The organism is Desulforamulus reducens MI-1, assembly GCF_000016165.1.
GTDB classification, from domain to species: Bacteria; Bacillota; Desulfotomaculia; order Desulfotomaculales; family Desulfotomaculaceae; genus Desulfotomaculum; species Desulfotomaculum reducens.
In genome coordinates this window covers 3,341,100-3,367,496 of record NC_009253.1, presented here as the reverse complement: position 1 = coordinate 3,367,496, position 26,397 = coordinate 3,341,100, and the positions used below count along the sequence as shown (strand labels likewise).

General features: G+C 45.7%; 23 protein-coding genes and 1 riboswitch. Of the genes, 21 read left to right on the top strand and 2 right to left on the bottom strand.

The window, feature by feature from the left end; genetic code table 11:
- Positions 1-42: 42 nt before the first annotated feature.
- Both DRED_RS16490 and metK read left to right on the top strand, forming a co-directional pair.
- On the top strand, positions 43-303 hold the full coding sequence (locus tag DRED_RS16490; protein ID WP_011879388.1) for a PRC-barrel domain-containing protein: 261 nt from the start codon (positions 43-45) through the stop codon (positions 301-303).
- A 65-nt stretch (positions 304-368) separates the two neighbouring features.
- A riboswitch (SAM riboswitch) is annotated at positions 369-466 on the top strand.
- 98 nt (positions 467-564) lie between these two features.
- Entirely contained in the window at positions 565-1,758 is a 1,194-nt protein-coding gene (gene metK / locus DRED_RS16485; RefSeq protein ID WP_011879387.1) for a methionine adenosyltransferase, read from the top strand.
- 44 nt (positions 1,759-1,802) lie between these two features.
- On the opposite strand, the gene DRED_RS18040 is transcribed toward metK, so the two are convergent.
- Positions 1,803-2,240 carry a helix-turn-helix domain-containing protein gene (locus tag DRED_RS18040; protein WP_238442546.1) on the bottom strand — a complete coding sequence of 146 codons (438 nt, stop codon included), beginning with the start codon at positions 2,238-2,240 and terminating at the stop codon, positions 1,803-1,805.
- 179 nt (positions 2,241-2,419) lie between these two features.
- On the opposite strand from DRED_RS18040, the gene DRED_RS16475 reads away from it, so the two are divergent.
- The 4 genes from DRED_RS16475 to DRED_RS16460 all read left to right on the top strand — a co-directional run bounded on the left by DRED_RS16475 (position 2,420) and on the right by DRED_RS16460 (position 11,147).
- Positions 2,420-3,160 carry an ATP-binding protein gene (locus DRED_RS16475; protein ID WP_011879385.1) on the top strand — a complete coding sequence of 247 codons (741 nt, stop codon included), beginning with the start codon at positions 2,420-2,422 and terminating at the stop codon, positions 3,158-3,160.
- A gap of 469 nt (positions 3,161-3,629) precedes the next feature.
- Complete coding sequence (locus DRED_RS16470) at positions 3,630-6,431, top strand: S-layer homology domain-containing protein (RefSeq protein ID WP_041274695.1); 2,802 nt, start codon at positions 3,630-3,632, stop codon at positions 6,429-6,431.
- Between the two features lie 122 nt (positions 6,432-6,553).
- Complete coding sequence (locus DRED_RS16465) at positions 6,554-9,271, top strand: hypothetical protein (RefSeq protein WP_011879383.1); 2,718 nt, start codon at positions 6,554-6,556, stop codon at positions 9,269-9,271.
- Positions 9,272-9,290: 19 nt separating this feature from the next.
- Complete coding sequence (locus DRED_RS16460) at positions 9,291-11,147, top strand: S-layer homology domain-containing protein (RefSeq protein ID WP_011879382.1); 1,857 nt, start codon at positions 9,291-9,293, stop codon at positions 11,145-11,147.
- A gap of 46 nt (positions 11,148-11,193) precedes the next feature.
- On the opposite strand, the gene DRED_RS16455 is transcribed toward DRED_RS16460, so the two are convergent.
- On the bottom strand, positions 11,194-13,038 hold the full coding sequence (locus DRED_RS16455; protein WP_011879381.1) for a CHASE2 domain-containing protein: 1,845 nt from the start codon (positions 13,036-13,038) through the stop codon (positions 11,194-11,196).
- Between the two features lie 126 nt (positions 13,039-13,164).
- On the opposite strand from DRED_RS16455, the gene DRED_RS16450 reads away from it, so the two are divergent.
- The 15 genes from DRED_RS16450 to DRED_RS16380 all read left to right on the top strand — a co-directional run bounded on the left by DRED_RS16450 (position 13,165) and on the right by DRED_RS16380 (position 26,319).
- Entirely contained in the window at positions 13,165-14,265 is a 1,101-nt protein-coding gene (locus DRED_RS16450; protein WP_011879380.1) for a GAF and HD-GYP domain-containing protein, read from the top strand.
- A gap of 4 nt (positions 14,266-14,269) precedes the next feature.
- Complete coding sequence (locus tag DRED_RS16445; RefSeq protein WP_011879379.1) at positions 14,270-14,614, top strand: DUF3307 domain-containing protein; 345 nt, start codon at positions 14,270-14,272, stop codon at positions 14,612-14,614.
- Between the two features lie 68 nt (positions 14,615-14,682).
- Positions 14,683-15,144: a glycosyltransferase family 2 protein gene (locus tag DRED_RS16440; RefSeq protein ID WP_011879378.1), complete on the top strand. Its 462-nt coding sequence runs from the start codon at positions 14,683-14,685 to the stop codon at positions 15,142-15,144.
- Positions 15,145-15,184: 40 nt separating this feature from the next.
- Complete coding sequence (locus DRED_RS16435; protein ID WP_238442545.1) at positions 15,185-16,897, top strand: sensor domain-containing diguanylate cyclase; 1,713 nt, start codon at positions 15,185-15,187, stop codon at positions 16,895-16,897.
- A 186-nt stretch (positions 16,898-17,083) separates the two neighbouring features.
- Positions 17,084-17,308, top strand: coding sequence for a DUF1659 domain-containing protein (locus tag DRED_RS16430; protein WP_041274694.1), 225 nt, complete (start codon positions 17,084-17,086; stop codon positions 17,306-17,308).
- 13 nt (positions 17,309-17,321) lie between these two features.
- A complete protein-coding gene (locus tag DRED_RS16425; RefSeq protein ID WP_011879375.1) occupies positions 17,322-17,540 on the top strand; it encodes a DUF2922 domain-containing protein in 219 nt (72 codons plus the stop codon).
- Between the two features lie 120 nt (positions 17,541-17,660).
- Positions 17,661-17,870 carry a hypothetical protein gene (locus DRED_RS16420; protein WP_011879374.1) on the top strand — a complete coding sequence of 70 codons (210 nt, stop codon included), beginning with the start codon at positions 17,661-17,663 and terminating at the stop codon, positions 17,868-17,870.
- A gap of 12 nt (positions 17,871-17,882) precedes the next feature.
- Positions 17,883-18,311 carry a sensor histidine kinase family protein gene (locus DRED_RS16415; protein ID WP_011879373.1) on the top strand — a complete coding sequence of 143 codons (429 nt, stop codon included), beginning with the start codon at positions 17,883-17,885 and terminating at the stop codon, positions 18,309-18,311.
- A gap of 31 nt (positions 18,312-18,342) precedes the next feature.
- Positions 18,343-19,056, top strand: a complete 714-nt coding sequence (locus DRED_RS16410; protein WP_011879372.1) for a ComF family protein — start codon at positions 18,343-18,345, stop codon at positions 19,054-19,056.
- 449 nt (positions 19,057-19,505) lie between these two features.
- Positions 19,506-19,703, top strand: a complete 198-nt coding sequence (locus DRED_RS16405; protein WP_011879371.1) for a cold shock domain-containing protein — start codon at positions 19,506-19,508, stop codon at positions 19,701-19,703.
- Positions 19,704-19,871: 168 nt separating this feature from the next.
- Positions 19,872-20,393, top strand: a complete 522-nt coding sequence (gene hpf, locus DRED_RS16400; RefSeq protein ID WP_011879370.1) for a ribosome hibernation-promoting factor, HPF/YfiA family — start codon at positions 19,872-19,874, stop codon at positions 20,391-20,393.
- A gap of 272 nt (positions 20,394-20,665) precedes the next feature.
- Positions 20,666-23,287, top strand: coding sequence for a preprotein translocase subunit SecA (gene secA / locus DRED_RS16395; RefSeq protein WP_011879369.1), 2,622 nt, complete (start codon positions 20,666-20,668; stop codon positions 23,285-23,287).
- 41 nt (positions 23,288-23,328) lie between these two features.
- Positions 23,329-24,442, top strand: a protein-coding gene (prfB, locus tag DRED_RS16390; RefSeq protein ID WP_156779771.1) for a peptide chain release factor 2 whose coding sequence is annotated in 2 segments (ribosomal slippage) — positions 23,329-23,397 and positions 23,399-24,442 — 1,113 coding nt in all. Because the reading frame shifts where the segments join, the coding sequence is not laid out codon by codon here.
- 186 nt (positions 24,443-24,628) lie between these two features.
- Entirely contained in the window at positions 24,629-25,480 is an 852-nt protein-coding gene (locus DRED_RS16385; RefSeq protein ID WP_011879367.1) for a YitT family protein, read from the top strand.
- Positions 25,481-25,503: 23 nt separating this feature from the next.
- A complete protein-coding gene (locus DRED_RS16380; protein ID WP_011879366.1) occupies positions 25,504-26,319 on the top strand; it encodes a transketolase in 816 nt (271 codons plus the stop codon).
- Positions 26,320-26,397 lie beyond the last annotated feature (78 nt).

Sequence of the window (26,397 nt, the reverse complement as noted above, 5' to 3'; positions counted from 1 at the left end):
ACAAAACCCCTATTGCATACTATTGCATAGGGAGGTGCAAGGATGATAAAAGCAACACAACTGTCAAGTAAAGATATTGTTAATTTAACCGATGGGGCTAAACTGGGCCCGGTGAAGGATTTGCATATAGACCCTGAAACCGGCAAAGTTTTGGCCATTGTACTGCAGGCGCCCCGTCGTTATCTTGGCTTGCTGGGAGCCGGTCGGGATATGATCATTCCCTGGGAACAGGTTAAAAAGTTTGGCAAGGATGCTGTGCTAGTGGATTTACAGAACCTGGATATGCCAAAGGGAGAAGAATAGATTCTATTTGACACAAAGTGCCTGCTTTGCTAAAATGAATCTGGCAATTTTGCTAATTGTTTCTGTGCTCATCAAGAGAGGTGGAGGGACTGGCCCGATGAAACCCGGCAACCTCACGTAAGGTGCCAAGTCCTGCGGGAAGAATATTCCTGACAGATGAGGTCATTGAGGGAAAGCTGGGAAAAAATAACCTCTCCATGCTGGAGAGGTTTGTTTATTTCTGATGAGAGCGGGAAAAGTTAATAGAGGGAGGGAATCGAATTGAGCAGAAAACTTTTTACTTCTGAATCGGTGACGGAAGGCCATCCGGATAAGGTGGCAGACCAAATTTCCGATGCCATATTGGACTCTATTCTGGCCAAGGATCCCATGGCCAGAGTTGCCTGCGAAACCTTTGTTACCACCGGCCTAGTTTTGGTAGGTGGTGAAATCTCCTGCCAGTGCTATGTGGATATTCCCAAAGTTGTTCGGGAAACCATTTTAGAAATTGGCTACACCCGTGCTAAATACGGATTTGATGGTGATACCTGTGCTGTATTAACTGCCATTGATGAGCAATCCCCGGATATTGCCATGGGTGTGGATAAAGCCTTAGAAGCAAAAACCGGCGAAACCACCGAAGCGGAAATTGAAGCCATTGGCGCCGGTGACCAGGGTATGATGTTTGGTTACGCCACCGACGAAACACCCGAATTAATGCCCCTACCCATTTCCCTGGCCCATACAATGGCACGCCGTTTGAGCGAAGTTCGTAAGACGGGTATCGTGGATTACCTGCGTCCCGATGGCAAAACCCAGGTTACCGTGGAGTACGATGGTGACAAACCTTCACGGATAGACACCGTAGTAATTTCCACCCAGCACCATCCAGAAGTGGACCTGGAGACCATCCGTAAAGATATGATTGAAAAGGTGGCCCTTCACGTGCTGCCTGCTGAATTAGTCGATGACAAAACTCGTTTCCTGATTAACCCCACCGGACGCTTCGTTATTGGTGGACCCCACGGAGACGCTGGACTTACCGGGCGTAAAATTATCGTTGATACATATGGCGGCAGTGCCCGTCACGGCGGTGGTGCCTTCTCCGGTAAAGATCCCACAAAGGTGGACCGTTCCGCTGCCTATGCTGCCCGCTACGTTGCCAAAAACGTTGTTGCTGCTGGTCTGGCTAAGAGATGTGAAGTTCAGTTGGCCTACGCCATCGGTGTGGCCCACCCAGTATCTGTAAGGGTGCAAACCTTTGGTACTGGTGCGGTAAGTGACGAGGTCATCATTGATCTGATTAATCGTCACTTTGACCTGCGGCCTGCAGGCATTATCAAATCCCTGGAACTGCGTCGGCCAATCTACAAACAAACTGCAGCTTACGGTCACTTTGGCCGTCCCGATCTGGACCTCCCCTGGGAGTGCACCGACAAAGCGGATGCCCTCCGAGCAGAAGCGGGCCTTAAATAAATTTGTATAATAAAACACTCCCTTTGTGTGGGAGTGTTTTTATTTTATTTCTTATAATTTTCTTTTGCTTCCTGAACTAATAACTTTGGATTTCTTTCCACTTGATAGTCCTGATGTATGAATTTAAGGGTGTTGCTTAGCGAAAGTAACCATTCTTCAATTACCTTGTTAGAATAACCTTGGGCGTTGATAGACTGAATTACTTTAATCAGCTTATGATTATTCTTATCTAAAACGAAGGACATTACATCGACAGGTAAGGCGGGGAGTGCTGAGTGAACGAAAATAGTTCCTTGGCATTCATTGCTAAGCCCTAACAAATAGTCAACACTGCAATTAAAAAATTGAGCCAGTTTTTTTAAAGTATCCGGGTCTGGCTGACGTTTCTCTGTCTCATATAGAGCTATGGCGGACTTGCCTATATTTAATGCATCAGCTAAAGCTTGCTGAGTAAGGCCTTTACCTTCCCTTAGTTCTTTCATCCTTTTTCTAAAAATCCCCACACAATACACCTCGAATAAATTATATTCATGGGTAATGGTAATTCAATAAAACGTTTCATATTGCAATAAAATACTTGACAATATTTCAAATTGAAAATAACATTACTGTATTATTTGCAATTTAAGGTAAAAAATGTATTTTGGAGGGAATTTTCAAAATGATGGTTTACGGTGATATGGAGTTTACCATTTCTAAGCTTAAGGAAGACAAGAAAAGCTATAGCAGATTTATAAAATACAATAAACACTTAGAGAAAATAAAGCTAACCGGAGAAATAGCTGCAGGAATTGCTCATGAAATTCGCAATCCGATGACTACCGTGCGGGGCTTACTTCAGATACTTTTGAAAGAAAAGGAATGCTTCAGTTTAGAAAAAAATCTGGGAATCATGATTAAGGAGTTAGATAGGGCCAATGATATTATTACTGAATCACTGCTACTGGCTTCCACAAAAGCAACGGGCTTAAAAATGAAAAATTTAAATGATATAATTCGCATCTTATCTCCTCATATCAAATCCAATGCAAGTAAATCAAAAAATAATGTGGTAATCGAGTTAGGGGTTATTCCAGACCAACTTTTAAATGAAGAGGACATGAAAAAACTTATTATAAATCTATCCCAGAATGGTTTAGAAGCAATGTCGTCCGGAGGAACGCTCACGATAAAAACATATACGGAGGATACAAATATCATTTTATCAGTACAGGATCAAGGTACAGGTATTAAGCCAGATATCCTAGAAAAGCTAGGAACTCCTTTCTTTAGTACAAAGGACCATAGCGGTTTAGGCTTAGCAATTTGTTACAGTATTGCTGCCAGGCATAATGCTATCCTTCAAATAGAAACCGGACCAACAGGAACCACAGTTTTCTTTAGGATGGTAAGACCCCAGTGAAAAAGGTTTAAAAACACTCCCACAAATGGGAGTGTTTTTTAGCAAGTCAGAAAGTATAAAACTTTCCGACTTATATAAGGGTAAACTAAGGTTCCGTCTTCTTGTGCCCTTTAGGGTGCATCAAAGACTTGGCGGAGCTAAGTTTTTCTTAGAAATATGTATTATAAATATTTATAACATTTTATAACAAAGATTATCACCTTTCGATATTATATTTATGTTTTATGGTATTTTAAAATGTTTGTTATAAAAATATGTCAAAAATCATTTGTAACAAAAAGCAGGAATAAATAAATATTTAACAAAATATTCTTTCTGTTTAATTGTTTAGAACTTTGGTCATAGGACCAACGATACCTTGAATCACAATAAGGAGGTGTTTGAAATACCTGAAAATGAAAATTTTATCGTATAGAAAGCTTGAAAAATAGGATGAAAGAAATGAAAAGGCATAAGTGAGGGAATGATTGTGAAAAAATTTACTCAAATATCCATGATAGCTGTGGTACTTGTAGTTTTGCTTTTTATTAGCAGTTTAACAGCTTTTGCAAATGTACCGGGGAATCAATCCCAGGTTACCCCATTATTTTTAGATGTCGCTGCTGAGTATAATAACGCATTATTTATTAACTACCTTGCTAACCAGGGATTAATTAAAGGATTCCCGGACGGAACCTTTCGCCCCACAGCCGGTCTAACCCGGGCTGAGGCGGCTGCTTTACTAGTTCGGGCAGCCAAAATAAATGCAGGGGCGGCACCATCAACCTTTGCGGATGTAAATTCCGGCCATTGGGCAGCGCCCAGTATTGAGGCAGCGGCATCGGCTGGACTTTTAAGTGGTTACCCAGATGGAACCTTTCGTCCTAATCAGGTTCTTACCAGGGCAGAAGGGGTAACGCTGTTTTTACGACTTTCCAAACAACCTGATCCACAGGTAGCACTTCCTGTACTGGAGGATATTGGACCCAATCACTGGGCAGCCCGTCCCGTCGCCATAGGCTTGGCCGCGGGTATGGTAGGTTTATCTGCGGATAACAAAAGGTTTCTTACCGATGCACCGCTAACCCGGGGTGATTTGGCCAGGATTCTGGGGGTGTTATTTACCCAGGACCCTGACCTGTACCGGACTGACTTAAAGGGTAATTTAAAAGTACTTAAGGGGACCGTCATTGAAGTAAATAGAGACGGCAAAACAACTGAGGTAATAGGAACAACCACTGTGGGATCTGGGGATGTGATTAAAACAGCTGCAGGAACTGAAGCAGAGATCACATTTCCTGATGGTAGCGGTTTACGCATCACAGAAAATAGTGAACTAAGTATGAAAGAAACAAGGGGTCGTGCCTACATTACCCATTGGGGTACCCAGGGAATAGCTGTGGATTGGTTGGCTTTGAATCTTAAACAGGGGAATATCTTTGGGGCCCTGGCTACTCGATATGAGTCCAATGGGGATCAAAGCAAGCAGAGTAATACCACTGGTTTAGCCCGTTATCCAAGGGTAGCCGGAGTTAACGAAAAGGCCTTAAAAGAAATTTTGTCTGATTTGGTAGCAAAGGCTCAACAAAATAAAATTCAAGTAGCTGAAACAAAAACCCAGAATTTACCCTGGTACCAGCAGTCCCAGGACAAGAAAGTGCGTGTACAGGTGGACATGCCCTGGTCAGTGTGTGCCATTCGGGGAAGCTTCTGGCAAAACATGGTACAAAGGAATGGGCGTTCCATGACCAACCTGCTGGAAGGGGAAGGGCAAGTAACCGCTGCAGGTAAAACAGTAGCTCTGGCTCCGGGCCAGCGTACCGAAGTTACAGAACCTACAGCTCCACCTGCTCCACCGACACCGATGACCCAAGAAGAAAATAGACAGTGGGTTAACCTGGCCCGGTGGGTTGTTGAGAGGGCCCGGGCTATCGATAACAGCATGGAGCAGCAAGCCCCACCACCGCCAGCGGCAACTCCAACACCACAGCCGATACAGCAACAGCCGCAACAACCAATTCAGCAGCCGTCCCAGCAGCAAATTACTTTAAAAAGGCTGGCAGCTGACTTAACCGCACTGAACCAGGGTAAAGTTCCCGAAAGCATAAAAGACATGGTCACACCTAATCCACCAACTCAACCGCCCGGCACCGGTGGAGGGGGCGGCGGAGGAGGAGGTGGTGGTGATACCACATCCGCAGTGAAATCGGTTGAAGCGATAAATAACATTATTGTAGCCTATGGAACCCCTTTCTCTGACATAACATTACCGTCCACAGTGAAAGTCACCTTAACTAAGGAAACCTCGGAAAGTGTGCAAGTAACCTGGGATCAGGGAACACCGGTCTATGATGGAAGTAAGTCAGGGACCTATGAATTTGAAGGTATACTAAGTATTCCCAGTGGTGTTAGTAACCCCAAGGGAATAAAGGCTGTTGTAAAAGTCATTGTCCTTGCACCAGGGATTCAAGTTCAGGAAGTAAGCACCCTTAGTGATATAACGGTTGAAAAAGGAACATCCCTAGAGAACGTAGGGCTCCCGAAACGGGGGCAAATTACCCTGAGTGACGGGAACAACCTAACAGTAGACATAACCTGGGATCAAGGGACACCGGCCTATGCTGAGAACACCTTGGGGATCTATAAATTTCAAGGCATTCTAAGCCTCCCCAATGGGATTAGCAACCCCAAGGGGTTAAAGGCAGAGGTTAGGGTAATGGTAGTGGAAAATAGCCCTAGCATAACTTCAATTTCACCCACCACAGGTATGCCCAATACCCAGGTAACCCTAAAGGGGCACCATTTTGGTAGTGAAAAGGGACAAGTATTTATTGGTGGTTCCAGTATTTCCACTGGGAGAATTTTATCCTGGAATGATAGCGAAATTATTTTCTATGTACCGAATTTACAATCTAGTTCGGAATTTGATGTTTGGATTAAGCGAACCAACGGCTTAATCAGTAATAAAACAAAGTTTAATTATCAGGGATCAACTCCTTCGCTGCCTGCGGCCTATTATGGAACCATTACAGTTAATGGTGGCTCGGTGGATGCGGCACCGGGAACATTGGTTGAGGTGCGTGTGGGCGGACAGGTCATAGCTAACCTCATCACGGACAGTGACAATCTTTACGGTAATACGGCTAAGTTAGTGGTGCAGGGAATTTCGGCAGGAACAGAAATAGAATTCTGGCTAAAGTTACCGGGATACAGCAACTTTGTTAAGGTCCCAGAGAACTGCACATTTATCAGTGGTGATGTGAAAGAACACAATCTTATCGTAAATATTTAAGCCAAACTAGCCATTACCACTTAGGTAGTGGTTAGTGATGGAAATCTTTTAGGGGAGGAGTTGATGGACAAAACAACCCATATTAAGTTAATTAATTAGAGAAAACTAAGGGAGGCTAAAGAATGAGGGGTTTCTCCAAAGGCGGCAGAAAGCCTATGCTCTGGCTGATTATGACTTTGCTATTAACTTTAGCAATGGCCATACCGGCCCAAGCAGCCATCACCAGTGCCACAGTCACAGTAGACAATCCTACAATTACTGTGGAATCCAACTATTTTTTAGACATTACTGCAGATACAGAATTAAGTGTTAATGATGAAGTCTATGTTAATCTAGACAACTGTTATTACGATTTAAGCAAAATACAATTAAATAATATTGAGGTTTCCGTTAATGACACAGTATATTCAACAGATTCCCAGGGACAACTGGACAATAATACGCTGATTATTCCAGTGGGTACTTCTGTTAATGCTGGAGATAAACTGCGATTTGTTATTAAGGGATTATCAAATCCTGCAATTGTTGGGAACCATTATTATTTTGCCTATGGTGTTCAGATAAACGGAGTGGGTTGGGCTCCACTGAATTCATTAAACATTGTAGCACCAAAAGTCACTTTGACACCTTACCCAGCAGATATAGAGGTCAATCTTAGAGATAAAATAGTTCTCTCATTATCGGATGCAAAGGATAATCCCTTCCTTGCTCCCCATGATGTGAATGTCTATTTATCTTCAAATAATATGGGTAATTTTTATCAACGTTCAGCAGACGGGTGGTACTGCTATGGATCGTCAACGATTCCCCAGGGCAGTTCCAGTTTGGAAGTATTCTACCGCCCCGAGGTAGTGGGGGAACATCAAATAAGTGTACAGATATATGAATGGAACTCCAACAATCCTTCACAAACCATCATTAAAGCACTGCCAACGGGGGCTACCAAGGTGCTAGTCAATAACGATGGCGCACCCTATGATCGTTTTTGGACGACTGCCGGTGCGCCTAAAAAACTTACATTCACTGCCTACGATCAATATGGCAACCCTGTTAAGCAAACAAATGATTTACGAGTAAAATTAACCGTACTAAACGCCTACTACAACGAAATATCCGATACGGGTGCCTTTTACACAATTAACCCCGATGGATCGAAAGGGAGCCCTATTCAGGAGGCAGTCATTCAGGCTGGTAACGATAGTGTGGACGTCTACTATTACGATACCAAGGCAACAGACTGGAGAAATCAGTACTATGTTGCCATATATACACAAATAACCCCAAATTGTTCAACATTCATTGATGTTATGGTTGATCCTGCTGTTGCCAACAGAATCGACCTTAAAGTCCTTGATAATGAACGTTACACAACATATGGTTATGGTCATACGCCACCACTCTATATTGCCAATAATGAAGGTAGAGGTTGGGAAGTGGAGTGTGAAGGTGGCGTACAGAATAACCTACTTTCTGAAATGATCTTCCCAGTGCAAATCAACATGCTGGATGAATTTAACAATTCAAAAAAATTGGACACTCCATTAACCCTAGACTTATCTCTGCAATCGGTATCTGATGATGTATATGGCAGTTTCTTTGAGAATATCAATTATGACTATTGGAATGGGGCAACGGTCTACCCCATTGACCACATCCAAATTAATGCTGGTGAAAGCTCAAAGACCATTTACTTTGTTGCCAGGGGAGCCGGGGCTGCAACGATTAAAGCCCTTGCCCCAAATTTTGGAGAAGGAACCTTTGACATTAATCTTATAGGGCCCGACCATTTATCCCTTCAATTCCCCTATGAAAATGCTGTACAACCGGAGGGGCGTGTACCCTTTATCGTTCTTCTAAAAGATGCAGAAGGGCACCCGGCGTGGGCTGACAAAGAAATAAACGTTAACCTGAATGGCGGTAATTTCTACGAAGATGAAAGAGATACGGAACCTGTTACAACTGTAACCATTCCTAAAGGATGCCATGGTGTACAGGTGTATTTAGAGGGACCAGAAAACGAAGGAACTATTAGCATTTCTGCAACAGACGCAGGAAATCAGTATGGTGATACAGGGGATGTAGTGGTAAAGGTTGAAGAACAACCCTATTTCTGCACTTACTTAGAACGTGGCTGGAACACACTTTCAACTCCCATAGCCCTTGATTATGACCGCAAGTCCATTCAGGATGCCATTGAAAAAGTAAGTAATATTTTAGTTACCTACAAGTATGATGAAGTTCAAAGAAAATGGCTCTTGGTTTACGAAAGGGCAGCGGGTGACTGGCGTATTCAGGAGGGAATCGGTCCCACTGATACCGATCCTAAATTTACATTTGAACCCCAAGAGGCTGTTTTTGTCAAAATGAAAGGTGATTCAGAGGTACACTTCTATGCTTCAAAGCTGATATCTGCTCCACCAACTCGTCAATTAGTTACTGGCTGGAATCTTGTAAGCCCGGCAATTTCATTAGAAGACGAAGATTGGGATAGCTATCAAAACGCTGTCAGTAAAGAGGCAGCAGGGGGAGCAGGGGCAGCCATACAAGACTATTATGAATATGGTGTGATGCCTGCTTACAAAGTGTTAATCAGTATAAAGGATAAGTATGCTCAGGTAGTCAGTCCTTCACTGGTTAGTCAGGAAGCATGGACCTATATACCACCCAATATCGGTTTAGTGGGCGATTTAGAACTGCTCTTAAGCGGCCTGATTGGTAATCAAACCAAATACATGGAAGCCGGACGGGGTTATTGGGTATACATGAAGGAAAATGGTGAGTTAGCCGGTTTTAGTTCCACACCGGTTTATGATTATCATTATAAAGAGTTTAGGTCATAACCTTAGGGGGGGCGTAAGAGTGAAGCATGTGCAAAGGGTCTTTTGCCTAGTTGCTGTCATTGTCATGCTTCTCCAATGTGGGGTGTCGGCCTTAGCAGCCGATTCCCTACCGCCTTTACCGGCGCTCTATTGGGGGAGTGTAAAAACTGCCACAGGCAACCCAGTTATATCCGGTGTGGTTGAAGCAGTTGTTGACGGGGATGTGTGTGGTTCGATAAACATCGATAATGGTATGTTTGGATCAACTGGTACAGGGACCAAATTGGTTGTACAGGGAGACTTTGTTGGTAAGACAGTACATTTTCGTGTTAATGGGACCGAATGTCAACAAACAATTGCCTGGAAAAGCGACGATTGTCAAGAAGTTAACCTGATAGTAAATTTAACAGACCCTCCGGTTAACCCATCTCCATTAATATTTAATAGCGATACACTATCCGGGACAAAAGGTCAGCCATATTCCTATAGTTTTGTTGTATCCGGCGGGGCAACACCTTATTCCTTTGCCATAACAGCAGGTAAATTACCAGACGGTTTAACCCTTTCAAACAACGGTGTAATAACCGGTACACCCACGTCGACCGGGGAATATAATTTTTCAGTGACGGTAACGGATAAACTAAATACAAAGGCTACACAAAGTTTTTCTCTAACTATTAATCAGGCCTCTGTAACACCACCGGCTGGTGGCGGAGTATCTGGTGGAGGGGGCAGTGCTCCACAAACTAAGCAACCTTTAAATACCATCAGTGATAAAGTCCTTCAAGCTGCCATCAGCCAGTCTGCCAACACAGGCAAGGTAACGGTTCAGGTCCCTGCTGGGGAGAGCCACTTAGCTTTATCCTTTGACCAATGGAAAGACATTCAGGGTACAGGCAAACCGCTGGAAACAAAGGTCAACAATATAACCATGGCCTTTGCACCCGGTTCCCTAAAGGTTCCCCAATTATCTTCGGGGGAATTGAATCAGGTACAGTTTACTGCTGCACCAGTGGACAGAGATGAGGCAAAGGAAGCCATTGCCCAGGCAAATCGGGGTGGACTCTTCAATATTGCCGGTGAAGTATTCGAACTTTCAGCCTGTGTTGTTTTAAAAGATGGCAGCCAAAAGAATATCAAACAGTTCAATGGTAAAATTCAAGTAAGCCTGCCAGTGCCGCAAAGTGCCAGGGGCCAAGCTGCGGAGGGACGGTTGACCGTCGGCTACTATAATGAACAGACAAAGACCTGGCAGAATATAGCTGGCCAATATAATCCTGTTACGGGTACCATTACCTTTGAAACCAACCATCTCAGTAAATATGCTGTTATAGAAGTGAAACAGGTACAAACAACTGTCTTTAAGGATATTGCCAATCACTGGGCCAGAGCTGATATCGAGTTTATGGCAGACAAAGGATTTGTCGGTGGAGTTGGCAATGGAGTGTTTGCCCCCGAGGCCAACATAACCAGAGCGCAATTTGCTGCGTTCCTGGTCCGTATTCTTGATGTGCCCCAGTCCAATACAGCCCTGAATTTTACAGATGTAAAAGCCGGAGACTGGTACTATGTACCGCTGGCCGCGGCTTATCAAGCAGGTCTAGTTAAAGGTGTAACCGCAGATAAAATTGCCCCCAACGAGAATATTACCCGGGAGCAAATGGCTGTGATGCTGGTTCGTGCTATGGAAGAGAAAGGGAAAACGATACCCTCTTCTTTAGAGTTAACCTTCTCTGATAAAGGTATGGTTTCCCCTTGGGCGGTGGCAGGAGTATCCCAGTCAGCCCAGCTTAGTCTAATTGGTGGTTATCCGAACGGAACCTTTCAGCCCAGGGCCAATGCCACCCGGGCCCAGGCAATTGTAATGCTGCACCGGCTATATGAGCAAATACAATAAGACCGTAAAAAGGAGGCTTCCCAGCAATGGGAGGCCCCCTAATTTTCTACTTTTCAATGGTATAGACCCCCACAGGGTGACTAAAACCTTTCACCTCAGCTTGGCCTAGAAATCTCAAGGATGATTTCAGTCCACAGGTATCGGGCAGTTGCTGCACCGAACGCTCACTGATAACAATCAAAGCACCAAAATTTTTCGTCAACCCTTCCACCCGGGAGGCTAGATTTACATCTTCACCAATGACGGTATAATCCATGCGTTCGGGACTACCCACATTACCGACTAGGACACTGCCGGAATTGATGCCAACCCCCACATTTAACGGCGGGGCACCCTGTTCGGCCCATTTCTGGTTCAGCATTTCAATGGCTTCTTGGATTTCCACCGCAGCCAGGATAGCCCTCTCAATATGATCCTCATAAAAAATGGGTGCCCCAAAAATTGCCATCAAGCCATCACCCAGGTACTTATCCAGCATACCTCCATGGTTAAAAACAACTCGGGTAATGGCTGTCAGGTATTCATTTAATCGGTTTACAACCTCTTCCGGAGGCTTACCTTCACTGTAGGCTGTAAAGCCTCGGATATCACAGAACATAATGGTAAGATCCTGGCGCTTACCTCCCAGGGAAAGGCTATCGTTGTTTTGTATTAACTCATTCACCACATCGGGAGAAAGATACCGACTGAATATAGCCTTTGTTTTGCGACGGGCCATTTCCGCTTGAAGAAACTCCGTAGCGGTGGTCACAGCATAGGTCAAAAAAATAAGGGTAACCGGGGCGGCCAAATTCAACCACCAATGGGATTGCCAGAGGGCAAAGACAATGCCCATACTTAGGGTAACTAAAAACAGGGTGCCCACTAAACCCTTCCAAGGTCCACCACCGGAAACCATAATAGAAGTTGTTAAGCCCGCCAAGACAAGAAAAATAAAATTAACATAGGGGGGCACTTGGCGGAACCAACCATTCAAAATAAAACTGTTTACCGCGGAGGCATGGATCTCTACACCCGGGGTTGGCAAGGCACCGCTTAATACCATGTTGGTTGTGGTATAAGGTGTTGACAACTCATCGTGGCCCATGGCGGTGGTATCTCCAATAAGAACGATCTTATCTTTAAAAAAGCTGGTGGGAACTCTTCCCTCTAATACATCGGCATAACCAATGGTTTTAAAGGTTTCCCGGGGACCCCAGAAATTTGCTAGGGCTCGGTTAGCACTGTCAATGGGTATCATTTTTTTACCAACCAGAAGATGATCCTTAGAAAGTGTTATATTTCGGGGGTCAATGCCTTCGGCAACCAGGGCCACAGCCAGACCAAAGGAAGGAAAGGGGATATCGAAGGTGTTTATGTCAACCAGAGTGATTCTTCTTACCACCTGATCTGGATCGGTGGGAGTATTGGCAAACCCTAAGCCGGCTAAACCGGCTGACAAGAAATTTTGCTGAGGTGTTAACAGCCTTTGCTCTACTTGGTCGGTATCATCTTTCATAAAAGAGAAGGTACTGGCCAGCACCACTCTGCCATGTTTCTTAATTGCTTCGGCAAAGGCTTGGTCTTCAGCAGGATTACTGAGTGAGTCAAACACCATATCAAAACCAACCACCTTGGCCTCCCTTAACCTTTCCAGAAGCTCAGCGTGCACCGACCTGGGCCAGGCCAGGGGGCCAATTCTATTAATGGAGGACTCATCAATGGCCACAATGACAATTTGATTGCCAGGGTTTTGCCGCCCTTTAAAACGAAACCAGGCATCATAAATATCCATTTCCGGACGGGAGAAGATACCCATAGTTATAGCTAATTCTATGACAATAAGTAAGATGATCGGAATTAACAACTTATGCTTAAGACCAAGCTGTAATAATCTTTGAGAAAAGTTCATGTTATTCACTCCCAAAATACAAATCACTAAAAATAAACAAAATATTCTGGTAGCTTAGTTCTTTTTCCTTGTTCATTCAGTTAAAATATTTAAAATATAAAAAATTCAAGGGAATGAGGATAGCAAATGAGTGATAAGGTAAAAAAGAAAAGATGGTATCATTTAGAAGCCCTCTGGGAAATTACAAGAATCCTTCATACATCTCTTGATCTGGAAGAAGTACTGGACATGGCCCTTACTGAAGCGATGAAAGCAGTCCATGCAGAGGCAGGTACCCTCTGGTTAAACGATAACCAGACCAATGAATTTATCCAACCGGTTTTAGCAAGGGGTCCCAAGGCAGATGGGCTGAAAGGCTTAAAACTAAAGATAGGCGAAGGGATGGCCGGCTGGGTAACCGCCAATGGTCAGTCCCAAATGGTCAGTGATGTTCTTAAAGATTCCCGCTGGTCCCAACGATTTGACCAGTCCACCGGTTTTATTACCCGCTCTTTGCTTTGTGTACCACTAATAACCCAAACTTCCTGTATTGGGTGTCTGCAACTGGTTAATAAGCTCGATGGTCAACTATTCGATGAGGATGATTTAAGCTTATGCGAAGCCCTGGCTGGAGTTATTGGTATGGCTGTGGAAAACAGTCGTCTTTATACAGACTTAAAGACCATGTTTAAGAGTTTTCTGGTGGCCTTAGCCTCGGCCATTGATGCCCGGGACCCCTATACTCGAGGTCATTCAGAGCGAGTTAGCCAGTATAGCCTGATGATGGGAAAAGCCCTGGGACTTCCTGAACAGGATTTAGAATTATTAGAAAGAGCTGCTTTTCTGCATGATATTGGGAAGATTGGTATTAGAGACCATATACTGCTAAAAGAATCGCCACTGGATAATGAGGAATTTATAATTATGAAGACCCATACCACCATTGGGCAAAATATTCTACAACAGATTGAGCCTAACTATTTGGTTCAGGAGATATCCCAGGGAGCCGCCTGTCATCACGAACGATATGACGGCAAGGGATACCCTCAGGGATTGCAAAGAGAAGAAATCCCCCTTGCTGCACGTATTATGGCCATTGCTGATACCTTTGACGCCATGGTAACAGACAGACCATATCGCAAGGGGTTACCGGTGAAATTAGCGTTACAGGAAATAAAACGCTGTGCCGGCAGCCAGTTTGATCCCCAACTGGCAGAAATATTTTTAACAGAAATGAAAAAGGAGTAATCCTATGAATTTATTTGAGTGGTTGCTGATGGGGCATTTGGTAGGAGACTATTTACTGCAAACCCGTTGGATGGCTGAAAATAAAGGTAGTCAGACCCTGGCGTTGGTGTTGCATAGCCTTGTATACACCGGGGCAGTCTTCGTATTTTCCCTGCCCGTCGGAGGTATAAAACTCAGCGGTGTTGCCGTAATTTTTATCTCCCATCTTATTTTGGATAAAAGGACCCTTACCAACTGGTGGATTACAAATATCAACAAATCTCCGGATATCCTTTGGTTAAGAATCATGAATGACCAAACCTTTCATTTACTCGTGTTAGTTGCTGTTGCGTGGGTTACACCCCAGTAAAAAATGTTGAAAATACCCGCACCCCCTGGGTTGGTCCAAACATACTCTAGGATACAGGGGGTGTTTTTATGTGGTCAGTGATGGGTTACATGGTTATTTTAGTACTGGCCTGCTACGGGGTTTACTACCTGGTTCAGGACCTGTTACGGTTCTTCATTTATGAACCAGGTCCGCCGGTGAGTTTACTGGTGGTTCTCCAAGATCGGGCTCCGGATGTGGAGTATCTGATTCGAAAAATGGATAACTGGCGGAAACAGCAATGGGTAGAATTGGAGCTTGTGGTAGTGGATGATGGATCCAAAGATGATACCACAGAGATCCTAGGCAAGCTGCAACAAAAATACTCCTTTCGATTAATCACCCTGGAAAAAGAACAGCCTGCAGGGGAAGCAAGGGGCGAGCAGGCCTTGCAAACGGGTTTGCTGTATTGCCACAATGCTCTGGTATGGTTAGTTGATTTAAGAAAGCTTCCCCAGGGTCTGCAGGCTGACAAGGTTTTTCGTGTATTTTTATGCCAGGGCTGGAGGTAAATTACCATTTACTGTCGAATGCTCAACGAAGGTAAGGGGGGTGGTTATTATTTCAAGACAAGGAAGTCTTGGTTTACTATATACATGGACAATCATTATCCTGGGCGGCGGCTGGCTGTGGATAGTTTTTCCACAGCTTAACTTTGACCAGATTGATACCCTGGCTATTCTTATCGTTCTGGGAATATTAGCTGAATGGGTGGCGGTGCCCTTTTCCCAGGGCTATCTTTCCGGAGGATTTGTTATTGTCCTTGCTGCTCAATTAATTGGCGGGGGAGTAGCCACGGTCTGGGTTACGGGGCTTATTTCAGTCATTGGCCTGGGCATTGCCAATCGAGGCAATCCCCTAAGAACAACCTTGTTTAACGGTGCCCAACATGTTTTGGCAGCGGCCGTTGCGGACATTGCCTTTAGTCTGACAAACGGTGAGGTTTTGCCCATATTTCTCTACACACTGGTATATTTCGGGGTCAACCATTTACTGGTCTACCTTTATCTGTTGCCCGGTTGCCGGGATCACCCGGGACTCTTTGGTTGGGATGCCCTGCGCTGGGACAGTTATACCTACCTCTTAACGGCTCCCTACGGTGCCTTAATGGCTAAGCTATATTTAACCAGCGGCACCAAATGGGCCCTGTTATTCTTTCTGCCGGTACTGGCGGCTCAGATCCTACTGAAAAAATATGTACAGTTGGAGGAATCCAACCGGGAATTGACCGCCCTTTTTCAAGTGGCCAAGGGACTGCGGGGCAGATATCAACAGGAGGAGTTCTTTGATCAAATACTGCAAGAAGCTCGACGTATGGCTGACTATCATACAGCACTTATTCTAATCTGGTCCCAGGAACGTCAGTTGTTTTTGCCCGGAGCAGCCCAGGGAGCAGCTCTGGAAGAAACACGCAATCTTGTGCTAACACCGGGTGAAGGATTAGTGGGACAGGCTGTACAAAGTAAAGAATCCCTCCTGGTGGATGATATAAGGGAAATCCCTGCCGTAGATGCAGGACCCTTTGGAAAATTTCGCTCCTTGTTAATCACACCCCTATTGTCCCAGGGGGAAGTGACCGGAGTTTTGATTTTAGGAGAAATGCGGCCCTATGCCTACGAAGAGAAACACTTGCAAATGTTAGACATCATTGGTGGGCAAGCCGGTATCGTACTAGCCCATGGCATGTTGTTGGATAAAATAAAGTATCTGTCCGTCACAGATCGCCTCACTAATTTTCTGCACCACCGACAGTTTTACCAACTGGTGGTCAAGGAAATGGTAAAAGCCAATGCCGAAGGGACGCTGGGAGCGCTCCTGCTGGTGGATATTGATAACCTGCGCCGCTTTCAGGCACATTACGGTCATGCCGCAGGGGATGGGGTTATTCAAATGGTGGCCTCAGTTTTGCGGGATGTCACCCCGCCCTCTGATATTCTATGCCGTTACGGGGGCGGCGAATTGGCCGTGTTAGCCATGGGTTTGGCTACCCCCGAGGCGTTGCAACTGGCAGAAAAAATAAGAATCGAAGTCAGGGACCGCCGGTTGATGCCAGAAGGTGCCAGGGCCCAGGTTATGGTTACGGTATCCATTGGTGTGGCGGTCTTTCCCCAGGACGCCTCGGATCCGGATAAACTTTTTCAAGGGGCGGAAAAGGCTGTAGCCAGGGCCAAGGAGTTGGGGCGAGATCGCTCCATTGCCTACAGCCAGCTTATCAAGCAAATGAAATTCAAAATTACCAGTGCTAAAAACAACGTAGTTCAATGAAGTAGAACACCGACTTGTAACAAGTTGGTGTTTTTTATTTCCTGGTATATCCGACTTGATTCAGGTTGAGGCAATTAAAAGATCAACCCTGGCCAAGTCGGCTTTTTTCTTTTTAGAAGAATACCCTTAGAATAACATCAAGCGCTAAACCAAAGGGGCCGGCCCTAAAATTAAGGAGGAATGGCAATGGCAGTGGTAAAGGAACCCTATTCTTGCAGCATGAAGCTGCGCTATCAAAAGGGCGTTAATAACAATGGTGACCCTGTTTATGTTAACAAGACCTTCTCAAAGGTGAAAGTCACCGCCACCGATCAAGACATCCACGATGTGGCTGCTGCTCTGAATAGCCTGCAGAATAGCCCCATGTTAGCGGTCTACCGGGTGGACGATGCCCAACTAATTAACCAATAAGGAGGAATAAACCATGAGTAAAACACTGGAATTAACCTTTGTCAATGCCACCGGCGGCAAGGTAACCCTCAGGGTTGTTGACCCCAAGGAAAACCTAACCGAGGCTGAGGTTAAGACGGTTATGGACCAAGTAGTGGCTAAGGATGTTTTCACCAGCTCGGGGGGCAGCCTAGTTGGCGTAGCCAGTGCCAGAATAGTTAGCCGTGACGTGGCTGAAATAGATCTGATTTAAAGCAAGGGGCGGGGGTAAAACCCCGCCCAAAGCAGAAAGTGGAAAGCAGAAAGCTAAAGGCTAAAAGCTGAAGGCTGACGGATAGACCCCAAAGGTAATACCCGAAAGGAGGGACTCTCTATGACCCTTGAGCTTAGCCTGGCTCGGCAGGTTGCGGCCTTGGAGACGGATGTGAGTCACCTGAAGGAGGGGCAGGGGCAGCAGGTTGAAGCCCTGGAAAGATTAGAGGCCAGGCTGGATCAAATCCTCATGTGGCTTCTGGGCCTACTGGGGGGTGTGGCCACCTCCTTGATTTTACTGCTGCTAAATTTAACCACCGGCAAACTGTAAAGGAGGGATAGCATGAGCACTGAATTACAGGCCTTTCTGATGGATTGCCTGCTGGCAGTTATCCCCATTCTATTGGGCTGGAGTGCTGTGCTATTGCACAGCGCATTGGCCCACCTCAAAAAGCAAAGGGACCCAGACTATGGATTTTATCTTGAACTGCTGGACCAAGCTGTGTCTGCCACGGTGAAAGCGTTAATGCCCAGGGTCAATAAGCTAAAGGCTTTAAATGAGGAAAGGCGTCTCAAGCCAGAACAGATTATAGAAATACAACAGGAAGCCAAGGGGTTGGTACTGCAGCAACTTTCAGAAACCAGCCGGCACATGCTGAGGAAACTGCATCAGGACCTTGACAGAGCCATTACCACTCGTATGGAGGCCTGGGTTTATGATGTGAAAAGGGACCCTAAGCAGCAGGAGAATGAAAGAAGGTTGCAGAAATAGGGTCAAAGTTTTTCAAAAGGGGCGATGGCCCATGCATTTTTTGTTGGAGGCACTGCTCAATTTACTCTTCCCCCTTCCACCGGGTTGTCAACTTTGCGGCCGTACAGGGGACTGGGATATTTGCCCCACCTGTTCCCATTGGCTGGTCCAATGGGAAGGTAAACCTAAATGCCAAATTTGTGGTAGATCCTTGGCTTACCCGGGGGTTCTCTGTCAAGAATGTCAGCACAGACAGCCCCCCTTCGTCCAGGCACGGGCAGTGGGACCCTACGAAGGGGGCCTGCGGGACGCCATTCACCTGCTCAAATACAAGGGCAGAAAAACCTTGGTGCCGCTTCTGGGTAAACTGATGTTGGAGCTGTTGCAGAGGCAGCCGGAGCTGTTACGGGCCGAGCTTGTGGTGCCGATTCCCATGTCGCCAGGCAGAAGGCGCCAGCGGGGTTTTAATCAAGCAGAACTGCTGGCCCGGGAAGTGGCCCGGGGCTTGCAACTGCCTTTAATGAGCAACGTATTAACCAAACCTAAGGAAACCCCGCCCCAAACGGGTCTCGATAAAAACCAACGCAGAGAAAATTTAAGAGGTGCTTTTGATGTGAATACACCGGAGGCCATAAAGGGCAAAGCTATCTTGATCGTCGATGATGTCTTTACCACGGGTTCCACCATGGCCGAGGTGGCAGAAACCTTGCACAAAAAGGGTGCCGGAAAGCTTTATGTTATTACCCTGGCCAATGCTGGCAAATAATATAGCAGGCTATAAGGAAATTCCCAGATAAACCTCTTTATCGGGAATTTCACGACCTCCGGTCGATCTTTTGTACAGTCTCACGAACTGAGAACCTGGCACCCATCTTTTTGACAGCAAATCGGAAATAATCAACCACCAGATTTCTATGGAAAATAATGGAATCCAAAAGTCTTCTACAAAAAATGTGCCAATCAATTTCAAGAATTGACAAAAAATAACACGCCTGTTAATCAGTGTCCACAGTAAAACCTCCGATTTGATGGGTTATTAACAGACTTATCCACATTATCCACAGAAAAATAGTTTTCAACAAGAAATATTTCGACAAACCTGCAGATACTGTCAGAGGCGGAATCCCTTGACAGCCAATTGTGAAAGGGGTAATATACTAACATGTGAGTCTACAATTGCGGCTCCTGAAAGTATTTTGAAAGCGAGGAATGTAAATGCTCGGCAAAGTAAAATGGTTCAATGCGGAAAAAGGCTATGGCTTCATTGAGAGAGAAGAAGGTGGCGACGTATTCGTTCACTTTTCCGCAATCCAAGAAGAAGGTTTCAAAAGCTTAGCTGAAGGTCAAGAGGTTGAATTCGACATCGTTGAAGGTGCCCGTGGTCCCCAGGCTGCTAACGTTACGAAGCGTTAACATAAGATTGAAACTTCTACCCCTGGTCAATGACCAGGGGTTTTTTAAATATCAAGCCGCCCGAAATTTGCCAAATTTTTGTGAAACAGCTAAAAGGATTTTTAACTCTTTTCGGGAATACTATAAGCAAGGCAGATACTTCCAATGACTGCGAAAGGAGTGGTGCTTGTGAAAGTGCAAGTTCGCGGTAAGAACATTCAAGTGACTCCCGCCTTAAGGGACTATGTAGAAAAACGTCTGGGTAAGTTAGATCGATTTTTAGAAAATATGGGTGAAGCCATCGCAACACTTGTGGTCGAAGGCGAAACACATAAGATTGAGGTTACCATCCCAATCAATGGCATGATTCTACGGGGCGAGGAAGCCACCGAAGAAATGTACTCTGCGGTAGATAATGTTGTAGAAAAAATGGAACGCCAGATTGAACGCTATAAAGGCAAGATTAACCGACGTGACAATCGAGGTATTGCTGACTTGGGAGTTGTGGTAGAGGATATGGAAGATGAAACCCCACAAGTCATCAAAACCAAGCGTTTTGCCATTAAGCCCATGGCACTGGATGAAGCCATTATGCAGATGAACCTGCTGGGCCATGACTTCTTTGTCTTCTCCAACGCTGAAACAGAACAAACCAACGTCATTTACAAAAGAAAAGACGGTAATTACGGCTTAATAGAGCCGGAATTTTAAGCTCACCAGGGCACACCCAGAGGGTGTGCCTTCTATAATTTTTAGGTAAAGGGACCTAACATTACCAGGCTAGATAAGGGAGGAAAAATCTTTGATAGGGCGAATAGTCTACTAGAAAAGCGATTTCTTGCTTTGTTATGGTTGGTAGTGGTAGAATAATTTTGCCATAAATTTGTGTTTGTCAGGAACCGTAGGGTTCCTTTAACTTATACAGATACTGTGTATAAGTACAACTGTTATTTTAATGGGAAAACCTGAAAGGTGGTTAACCGGTGCTAAATTTTTTCAAAAATCTGTTCGACGATAATGCTCGGGAAGTCAAGAAACTCCAACGCGTGGTTGAAGAAATCAATGGGTTGGAAGAAAAAATAGCCAAACTGACTGATGAAGAACTACAAGGTAAAACAGCCGAATTCAAACAACTATTAGAAAATGGTAAAACCTTGAATGATATTTTACCCGAGGCCTTTGCCGTTTGCCGCGAAGCCTCTAAACGTGTTTTGGGTATGCGCCACTACGATGTTCAATTAATTGGTGGTATGGTTTTACACCAGGGCCGCATTGCGGAGATGAGAACTGGTGAAGGTAAAACCCTGGTGGCCACCCTGCCGGTTTATTTGAATGCACTGAGTGGTAAAGGTGTCCACGTCATCACCGTAAACGACTATCTGGCCACCCGTGATAGTGAATGGATGGGTAAACTATACCGTTTCCTTGGACTGTCAGTGGGGTTAATTGTGCACGGTATAAAGCCGGAAGATCGTCGCCTGGCCTATAATGCAGATATTACCTACGGAACCAACAATGAATTTGGCTTTGATTACCTGAGGGATAACATGTCACTGCACCCGGAGCAATTGGTGCAGCGGGAACTAAACTACTCCATCGTGGATGAAGTGGATAGTATTTTAATTGATGAGGCCCGAACCCCTTTAATTATTTCAGGGGTAGCCGACAAGCCCACCCATCTTTACTATACCATGGCAAAGATTGTACCCAAGTTAGTCAGAGAAGTGGATTACACCGTTGATGAAAAGGCCCATAATGTTTTGCTGACAGAAGAAGGGGTTAGTAAAGCGGAAAAATTGCTGGGTATTGAAAACCTATATGATGAAGCAAATATGGAAATTAACCATCACCTCAACCAGTCCCTGAAGGCCCATGGTCTTATGCACAGAGATAGAGACTATGTGGTAAGAGATGGTGAGGTGGTCATCGTTGATGAATTTACTGGCCGTCTTATGTTTGGCCGCCGCTACAGCGACGGTTTACACCAGGCCATTGAGGCCAAGGAAGGTGTGAAAATAGAAAAAGAGTCCCAGACCCTGGCCACCATCACCTTCCAGAACTATTTCCGTATGTACAATAAGATTGCCGGTATGACCGGTACAGCCCTGACCGAAGAGGAAGAATTCCGTAAAATCTATGGTTTAGATGTGGTGGTTATTCCCACCAACAAACCAACTATTAGGAAAGACTTAGCAGATTTGGTTTACAAAACCGAGATGGCTAAATTCCGGGCGGTGGTGGAAGATGTTGTACAACGCCATGAAACTGGTCAACCGGTTCTGGTGGGAACCATCTCCATTGCTAAATCTGAACTGTTAAGCAGCCTGCTTAAGAGAAGGGGCGTACCCCATCAGGTATTAAACGCCAAGCACCATGATAAGGAAGCGGAGATTATTGCCCAGGCCGGTCGGTTTAAGGCAGTAACCATTGCCACCAACATGGCTGGCCGTGGTACCGATATTTTGCTAGGCGGTAACCCGGAAGTATTTGCCCGGGCAGAAATGCGCAAAAAGGGTATCACTGAGGAAAATGCCCCCGCAGAGTATCAACAGATTGTGGAAAAATATATGGCTCTGTGTAACGAAGAGCGAGCCAAGGTGATGGAAAAAGGTGGCTTGCATATCATCGGTACCGAGCGCCACGAAAGCCGCCGTATTGATAACCAGCTGCGGGGTCGTGCAGGCCGTCAGGGGGACCCTGGTTCCAGTCAGTTCTATATCGCTTTAGAAGACGACCTGATGCGCCTCTTTGGTTCGGATAACATTGCGGGATTAATGGACCGCCTGGGCATGGAAGAAGATGTGCCCATTGAAAATGCTTTAATCACAAAATCCATTGAGACGGCCCAGAAACGAGTAGAAAGCCGCAACTTCAGTATTCGTAAGCACGTCTTGGATTATGACGATGTGATGAACCAGCAGCGGGAAGTTATTTATGCCCAAAGACGCAAAGTATTAACCGGACATAATTTAGCCGAAAATATTAAGGATACCATTACTGCTGTGGTGGAACGTTCCGTTGATATGTACTGCCCCGAAGGTGTCCATGAAGAAGAATGGGATCTGGCAGGGCTACTGGAATACGCCGAGGGTCTATATATGCCAAACCACAATATAGAGCCGGCGGAGCTGGAAGAAATGGGACGGCAGGGACTCAAGGACGAACTCCTGGAAAGAACAATGTCACTTTACCAAAAGAGAGAAGAAGAACTGGGTGCCGAAACCCTGCGTGAAATTGAGCGTATTGTACTCTTGCGTTTGGTGGATGAAAAATGGATGGATCACCTGGATGCCATGGACCAACTTCGGGAAGGCATTGGTCTAAGGGCCTATGGCAGCAAAGATCCTGTGATTGAATATAAATTTGAAGCCTATGAAATGTTCAATAATATGATCGCCAATATTCAGGATGATGTTGTACGGTACATCTTCCGAGTGAATGTTGCTGCTCCCCAGGAAAGAACCCAGCGGCAGGTTGTGGAAAACCGCTATGCTGAAGAAGAGGGCAAGCAACCCATTCGCAAGGAAAACCAAATTGGCAGAAATGACGATTGTCCCTGTGGCAGTGGCAAGAAATATAAAAAATGCTGCGGCAAAAATGCCTAGGGTAAACCTAGAACAAACCCAGAAGGGGTGGATACCATTTGATGGATGCTGAAGTAAGGCGTGGCCTGGAGCAACTGGGCAAGCGTATCGAAGATTTGAGGGTTTCCCTTTGACATAGCTAGTCAGCAAGGGGAAATTGAGAAACTAGAACATGAAATGCTGAAGGATGGTTTCTGGGACGACCTAACATATAGCCAGAAAGTTAGTCAGAAACTTGCCGGATTAAAAGACAGGGTAGCAGCCTTTAACACCCTGGAGTCATCTTTACAGGATCTGGAGGTTATGCTGGAGCTTTGTCAGGAAGAGCAGGACCCTCTGCTGGAGGAGGAATTCAGCTCCGAACTAAGTACTCTGACCGGACGTCTTGAGGAGATGGAACTGGAAATCATGCTAGCCGGCCCCTACGACCGGGGTGATGCCATTTTGTCCCTGCATCCCGGGGCCGGGGGTACCGAGTCCCAGGATTGGGCCCAGATGCTCCTGCGGATGTATACCCGTTATTGTGAGAACCACAACTACAAAGTAGAGATTTTAGATCTGTTGCCCGGTGATGAAGCGGGGATTAAAAGTGCCACCATCCAGGTTACCGGACCCAATGCCTACGGCTATCTTCGTTGTGAAAAGGGTGTCCATAGGCTGGTCAGGATTTCACCCTTTGATGCAGCGGGACGCCGCCACACCTCCTTTGCATCGGTGGATGTTCTACCGCTGGTGGATGACGAAGTGGAAGTTAATATTCGTCCGGAGGATCTAAGGATTGATACCTACCGTGCCGGTGGGGCCGGTGGACAGCACGTAAACAAGACAGACTCGGCGGTTCGTATTACCCACCTGCCCACGGGCATTGTGGTGGCCTGCCAGAATGAGCGGTCCCAAACCACCAACCGTCAGGCTGCCATGAAATTACTAAAGTCCAAGCTGATTGATTTGGAACTGCAAAAGAAGGAAGATGAAATGGCGGCCCTTCGAGGAGAACAGAAGGATATCGCCTGGGGTAGCCAGATTCGTTCCTACGTGTTTCACCCCTATAGTCTGGCCAAGGATCATCGCACCGGAGAAGAAACAGGCAATGTCAATGCGGTGATGGACGGAAATATTGGCCAATTTGTAACTGCCTACCTGAAATATATGGCCGGTAAGAAACAAGGTAGTTAATCTTATGAGCCTCTATCCTAAGGGTAGAGGCTCTTTTTATTTGTTTTTTGACATATTTCGGAAGGATGTACCATTTTTTTAGAGAAATACTTTAAGTTGAAAAAAGTTAATCTGTTTTATTATCGTATTTGGGGTATGATAAAGCTGAAAAATTTAGGTTAAAGACTCCTATGAAAGGATTTCATCATGATTGCAAGATTTATAAAGGACACCTTAGGCGTTACCATTGGTGTTATTCTAACCGCCATTGGGCTAGATGCCTTTTTGGTCCCGGCAAAGATTGCTGCCGGGGGGTTGAGTGGTGTGGCCACCATTCTCTATCATCTTTTTAATTTACCCGTTGGTCTGATGATGTTACTAATGAACGCGCCTCTCTTTATCTGGTCATTTTTAAGGCTGGGCTCGAGATACACGGTTAATTCCATCTATGGTACCGTTGCCTTATCCCTATTTATTGATTTACTGGCACCCTATATACCCTTGCTGACGGAGGATTTACTTCTGGCCTGTCTCTATGGGGGTGTGCTAATGGGGATTGGCTTGGGAATGGTCTTTCGATTCAATGGCACCACCGGTGGCACCGAATTGCTGGCGGCCATTATTCGAACCTACATGGGGGTTAATATAGGTCAACTGCTGTTCATCATTGACGGAGTGGTGGTCATATGGGCAGGTTTTGTCTTTCGTTCGGCGGAACTGGCCATGTATGCCTTAATTGCCATCTTCCTTACAGCCTGGATCATCGACCTGGTAATAGAAGGTTTTAGTTCTGACAAAGCCTTTATTATCATTACCCGGCGGGCAGATACCATCAGCCAGGCTATTATTAAAGATTTAGATCGCAGTGCCACGGCCTGGAAGGCCCAGGGAATGTACAGCGGCACAGAACAAGAAGTACTTATATCCGTTGTGGGCCGTTCCCAGGTGACCAGACTAAAGGATATTGTCAAAAGGGAAGACCCCCTTGCCTTTGTCATTCTGGCCAATGTCCATGAAGTGTTGGGAGAGGGCTTTAAAGAGTTAGAAACTCAAAGTTAATTTATATAACTGGAGGGAATAAAATGGGCCAAAGAATTCAAGAACTACAGGAACGGGCTAAAGCTATTCGCCGTCATATTGTAACGATGTTAGGTGAATCCGGTTCCGGCCACCCCGGTGGCTCACTGTCCGCAGCAGATATTGTCAGTGTACTTTATTTTGACACCATGAAAGTGGATCCGGATCAGCCGGACTGGCAAGCTAGGGATCGTTTTGTTCTATCAAAGGGACATGCAGCTCCGGTACTCTATGCTGCCTTGGCGGAAAAGGGCTTTTTCTCCAAAGAAGAACTGATGACCCTGCGTAAATTGGGAAGCCGTCTGCAAGGACACCCGGATATGAAAAAACTGCCAGGTGTGGAGATGTCCACAGGCTCCCTGGGGCAAGGTCTCTCCGCTGCCATTGGTATGGCCATGGGCCTGCGGTTGGATGGAGGAGAGCAAAGGGTTTACACTTTGCTGGGTGATGGTGAAGTGCAAGAAGGACAAATTTGGGAAGCAGCCATGGCCGCTGGCCATTTCAAGTTGGATAACCTAACGGCCTTCCTGGACTACAACAACCTGCAAATTGACGGTCCTGTGGACGTTGTGATGAATGTGGCACCCCTTAACGACAAGTGGCGGGCCTTTGGCTGGCATGTCATTGAAATCGACGGACATGACATTGAACAAATTCTCAAGGCCCTCGAAGAAGCCAAAGCCACCAAGGGCAAACCGACCATGATCATTGCCAAGACCATTAAAGGTAAAGGTGTATCCTTTATGGAAAACCAAGTGGGCTGGCACGGCAACGCCCCCAAACCAGACCAAGTGGAACAAGCCTTGAAAGACTTAGCTTAGAGGTATTCCTTATGGGTCAGGCCATGGGCTTGAGGGATAGACCTTTGGGGGTCGGCCATGAGCCATGAGCCAAAGGAA

What these genes read in the sequence shown, in the direction of transcription:
- DRED_RS16380 (WP_011879366.1), top strand. Translation starts at nt 25,504, where the DNA reads ATGGGCCAAAGAATTCAAGAACTACAGGAACGGGCTAAAGCTATTCGC.
- DRED_RS16405 (WP_011879371.1), top strand. Translation starts at nt 19,506, where the DNA reads ATGCTCGGCAAAGTAAAATGGTTCAATGCGGAAAAAGGCTATGGCTTC.
- DRED_RS18040 (WP_238442546.1), bottom strand. Translation starts at nt 2,240, where the DNA reads ATGAAAGAACTAAGGGAAGGTAAAGGCCTTACTCAGCAAGCTTTAGCT.
- DRED_RS16420 (WP_011879374.1), top strand. Translation starts at nt 17,661, where the DNA reads ATGACCCTTGAGCTTAGCCTGGCTCGGCAGGTTGCGGCCTTGGAGACG.
- DRED_RS16385 (WP_011879367.1), top strand. Translation starts at nt 24,629, where the DNA reads ATGATTGCAAGATTTATAAAGGACACCTTAGGCGTTACCATTGGTGTT.
- DRED_RS16410 (WP_011879372.1), top strand. Translation starts at nt 18,343, where the DNA reads ATGCATTTTTTGTTGGAGGCACTGCTCAATTTACTCTTCCCCCTTCCA.
- DRED_RS16475 (WP_011879385.1), top strand. Translation starts at nt 2,420, where the DNA reads ATGATGGTTTACGGTGATATGGAGTTTACCATTTCTAAGCTTAAGGAA.
- DRED_RS16440 (WP_011879378.1), top strand. Translation starts at nt 14,683, where the DNA reads ATGTGGTCAGTGATGGGTTACATGGTTATTTTAGTACTGGCCTGCTAC.
- DRED_RS16415 (WP_011879373.1), top strand. Translation starts at nt 17,883, where the DNA reads ATGAGCACTGAATTACAGGCCTTTCTGATGGATTGCCTGCTGGCAGTT.
- DRED_RS16465 (WP_011879383.1), top strand. Translation starts at nt 6,554, where the DNA reads ATGAGGGGTTTCTCCAAAGGCGGCAGAAAGCCTATGCTCTGGCTGATT.
- DRED_RS16445 (WP_011879379.1), top strand. Translation starts at nt 14,270, where the DNA reads ATGAATTTATTTGAGTGGTTGCTGATGGGGCATTTGGTAGGAGACTAT.
- DRED_RS16490 (WP_011879388.1), top strand. Translation starts at nt 43, where the DNA reads ATGATAAAAGCAACACAACTGTCAAGTAAAGATATTGTTAATTTAACC.
- DRED_RS16450 (WP_011879380.1), top strand. Translation starts at nt 13,165, where the DNA reads ATGAGTGATAAGGTAAAAAAGAAAAGATGGTATCATTTAGAAGCCCTC.
- DRED_RS16455 (WP_011879381.1), bottom strand. Translation starts at nt 13,038, where the DNA reads ATGAACTTTTCTCAAAGATTATTACAGCTTGGTCTTAAGCATAAGTTG.
- DRED_RS16430 (WP_041274694.1), top strand. Translation starts at nt 17,084, where the DNA reads ATGGCAGTGGTAAAGGAACCCTATTCTTGCAGCATGAAGCTGCGCTAT.
- DRED_RS16425 (WP_011879375.1), top strand. Translation starts at nt 17,322, where the DNA reads ATGAGTAAAACACTGGAATTAACCTTTGTCAATGCCACCGGCGGCAAG.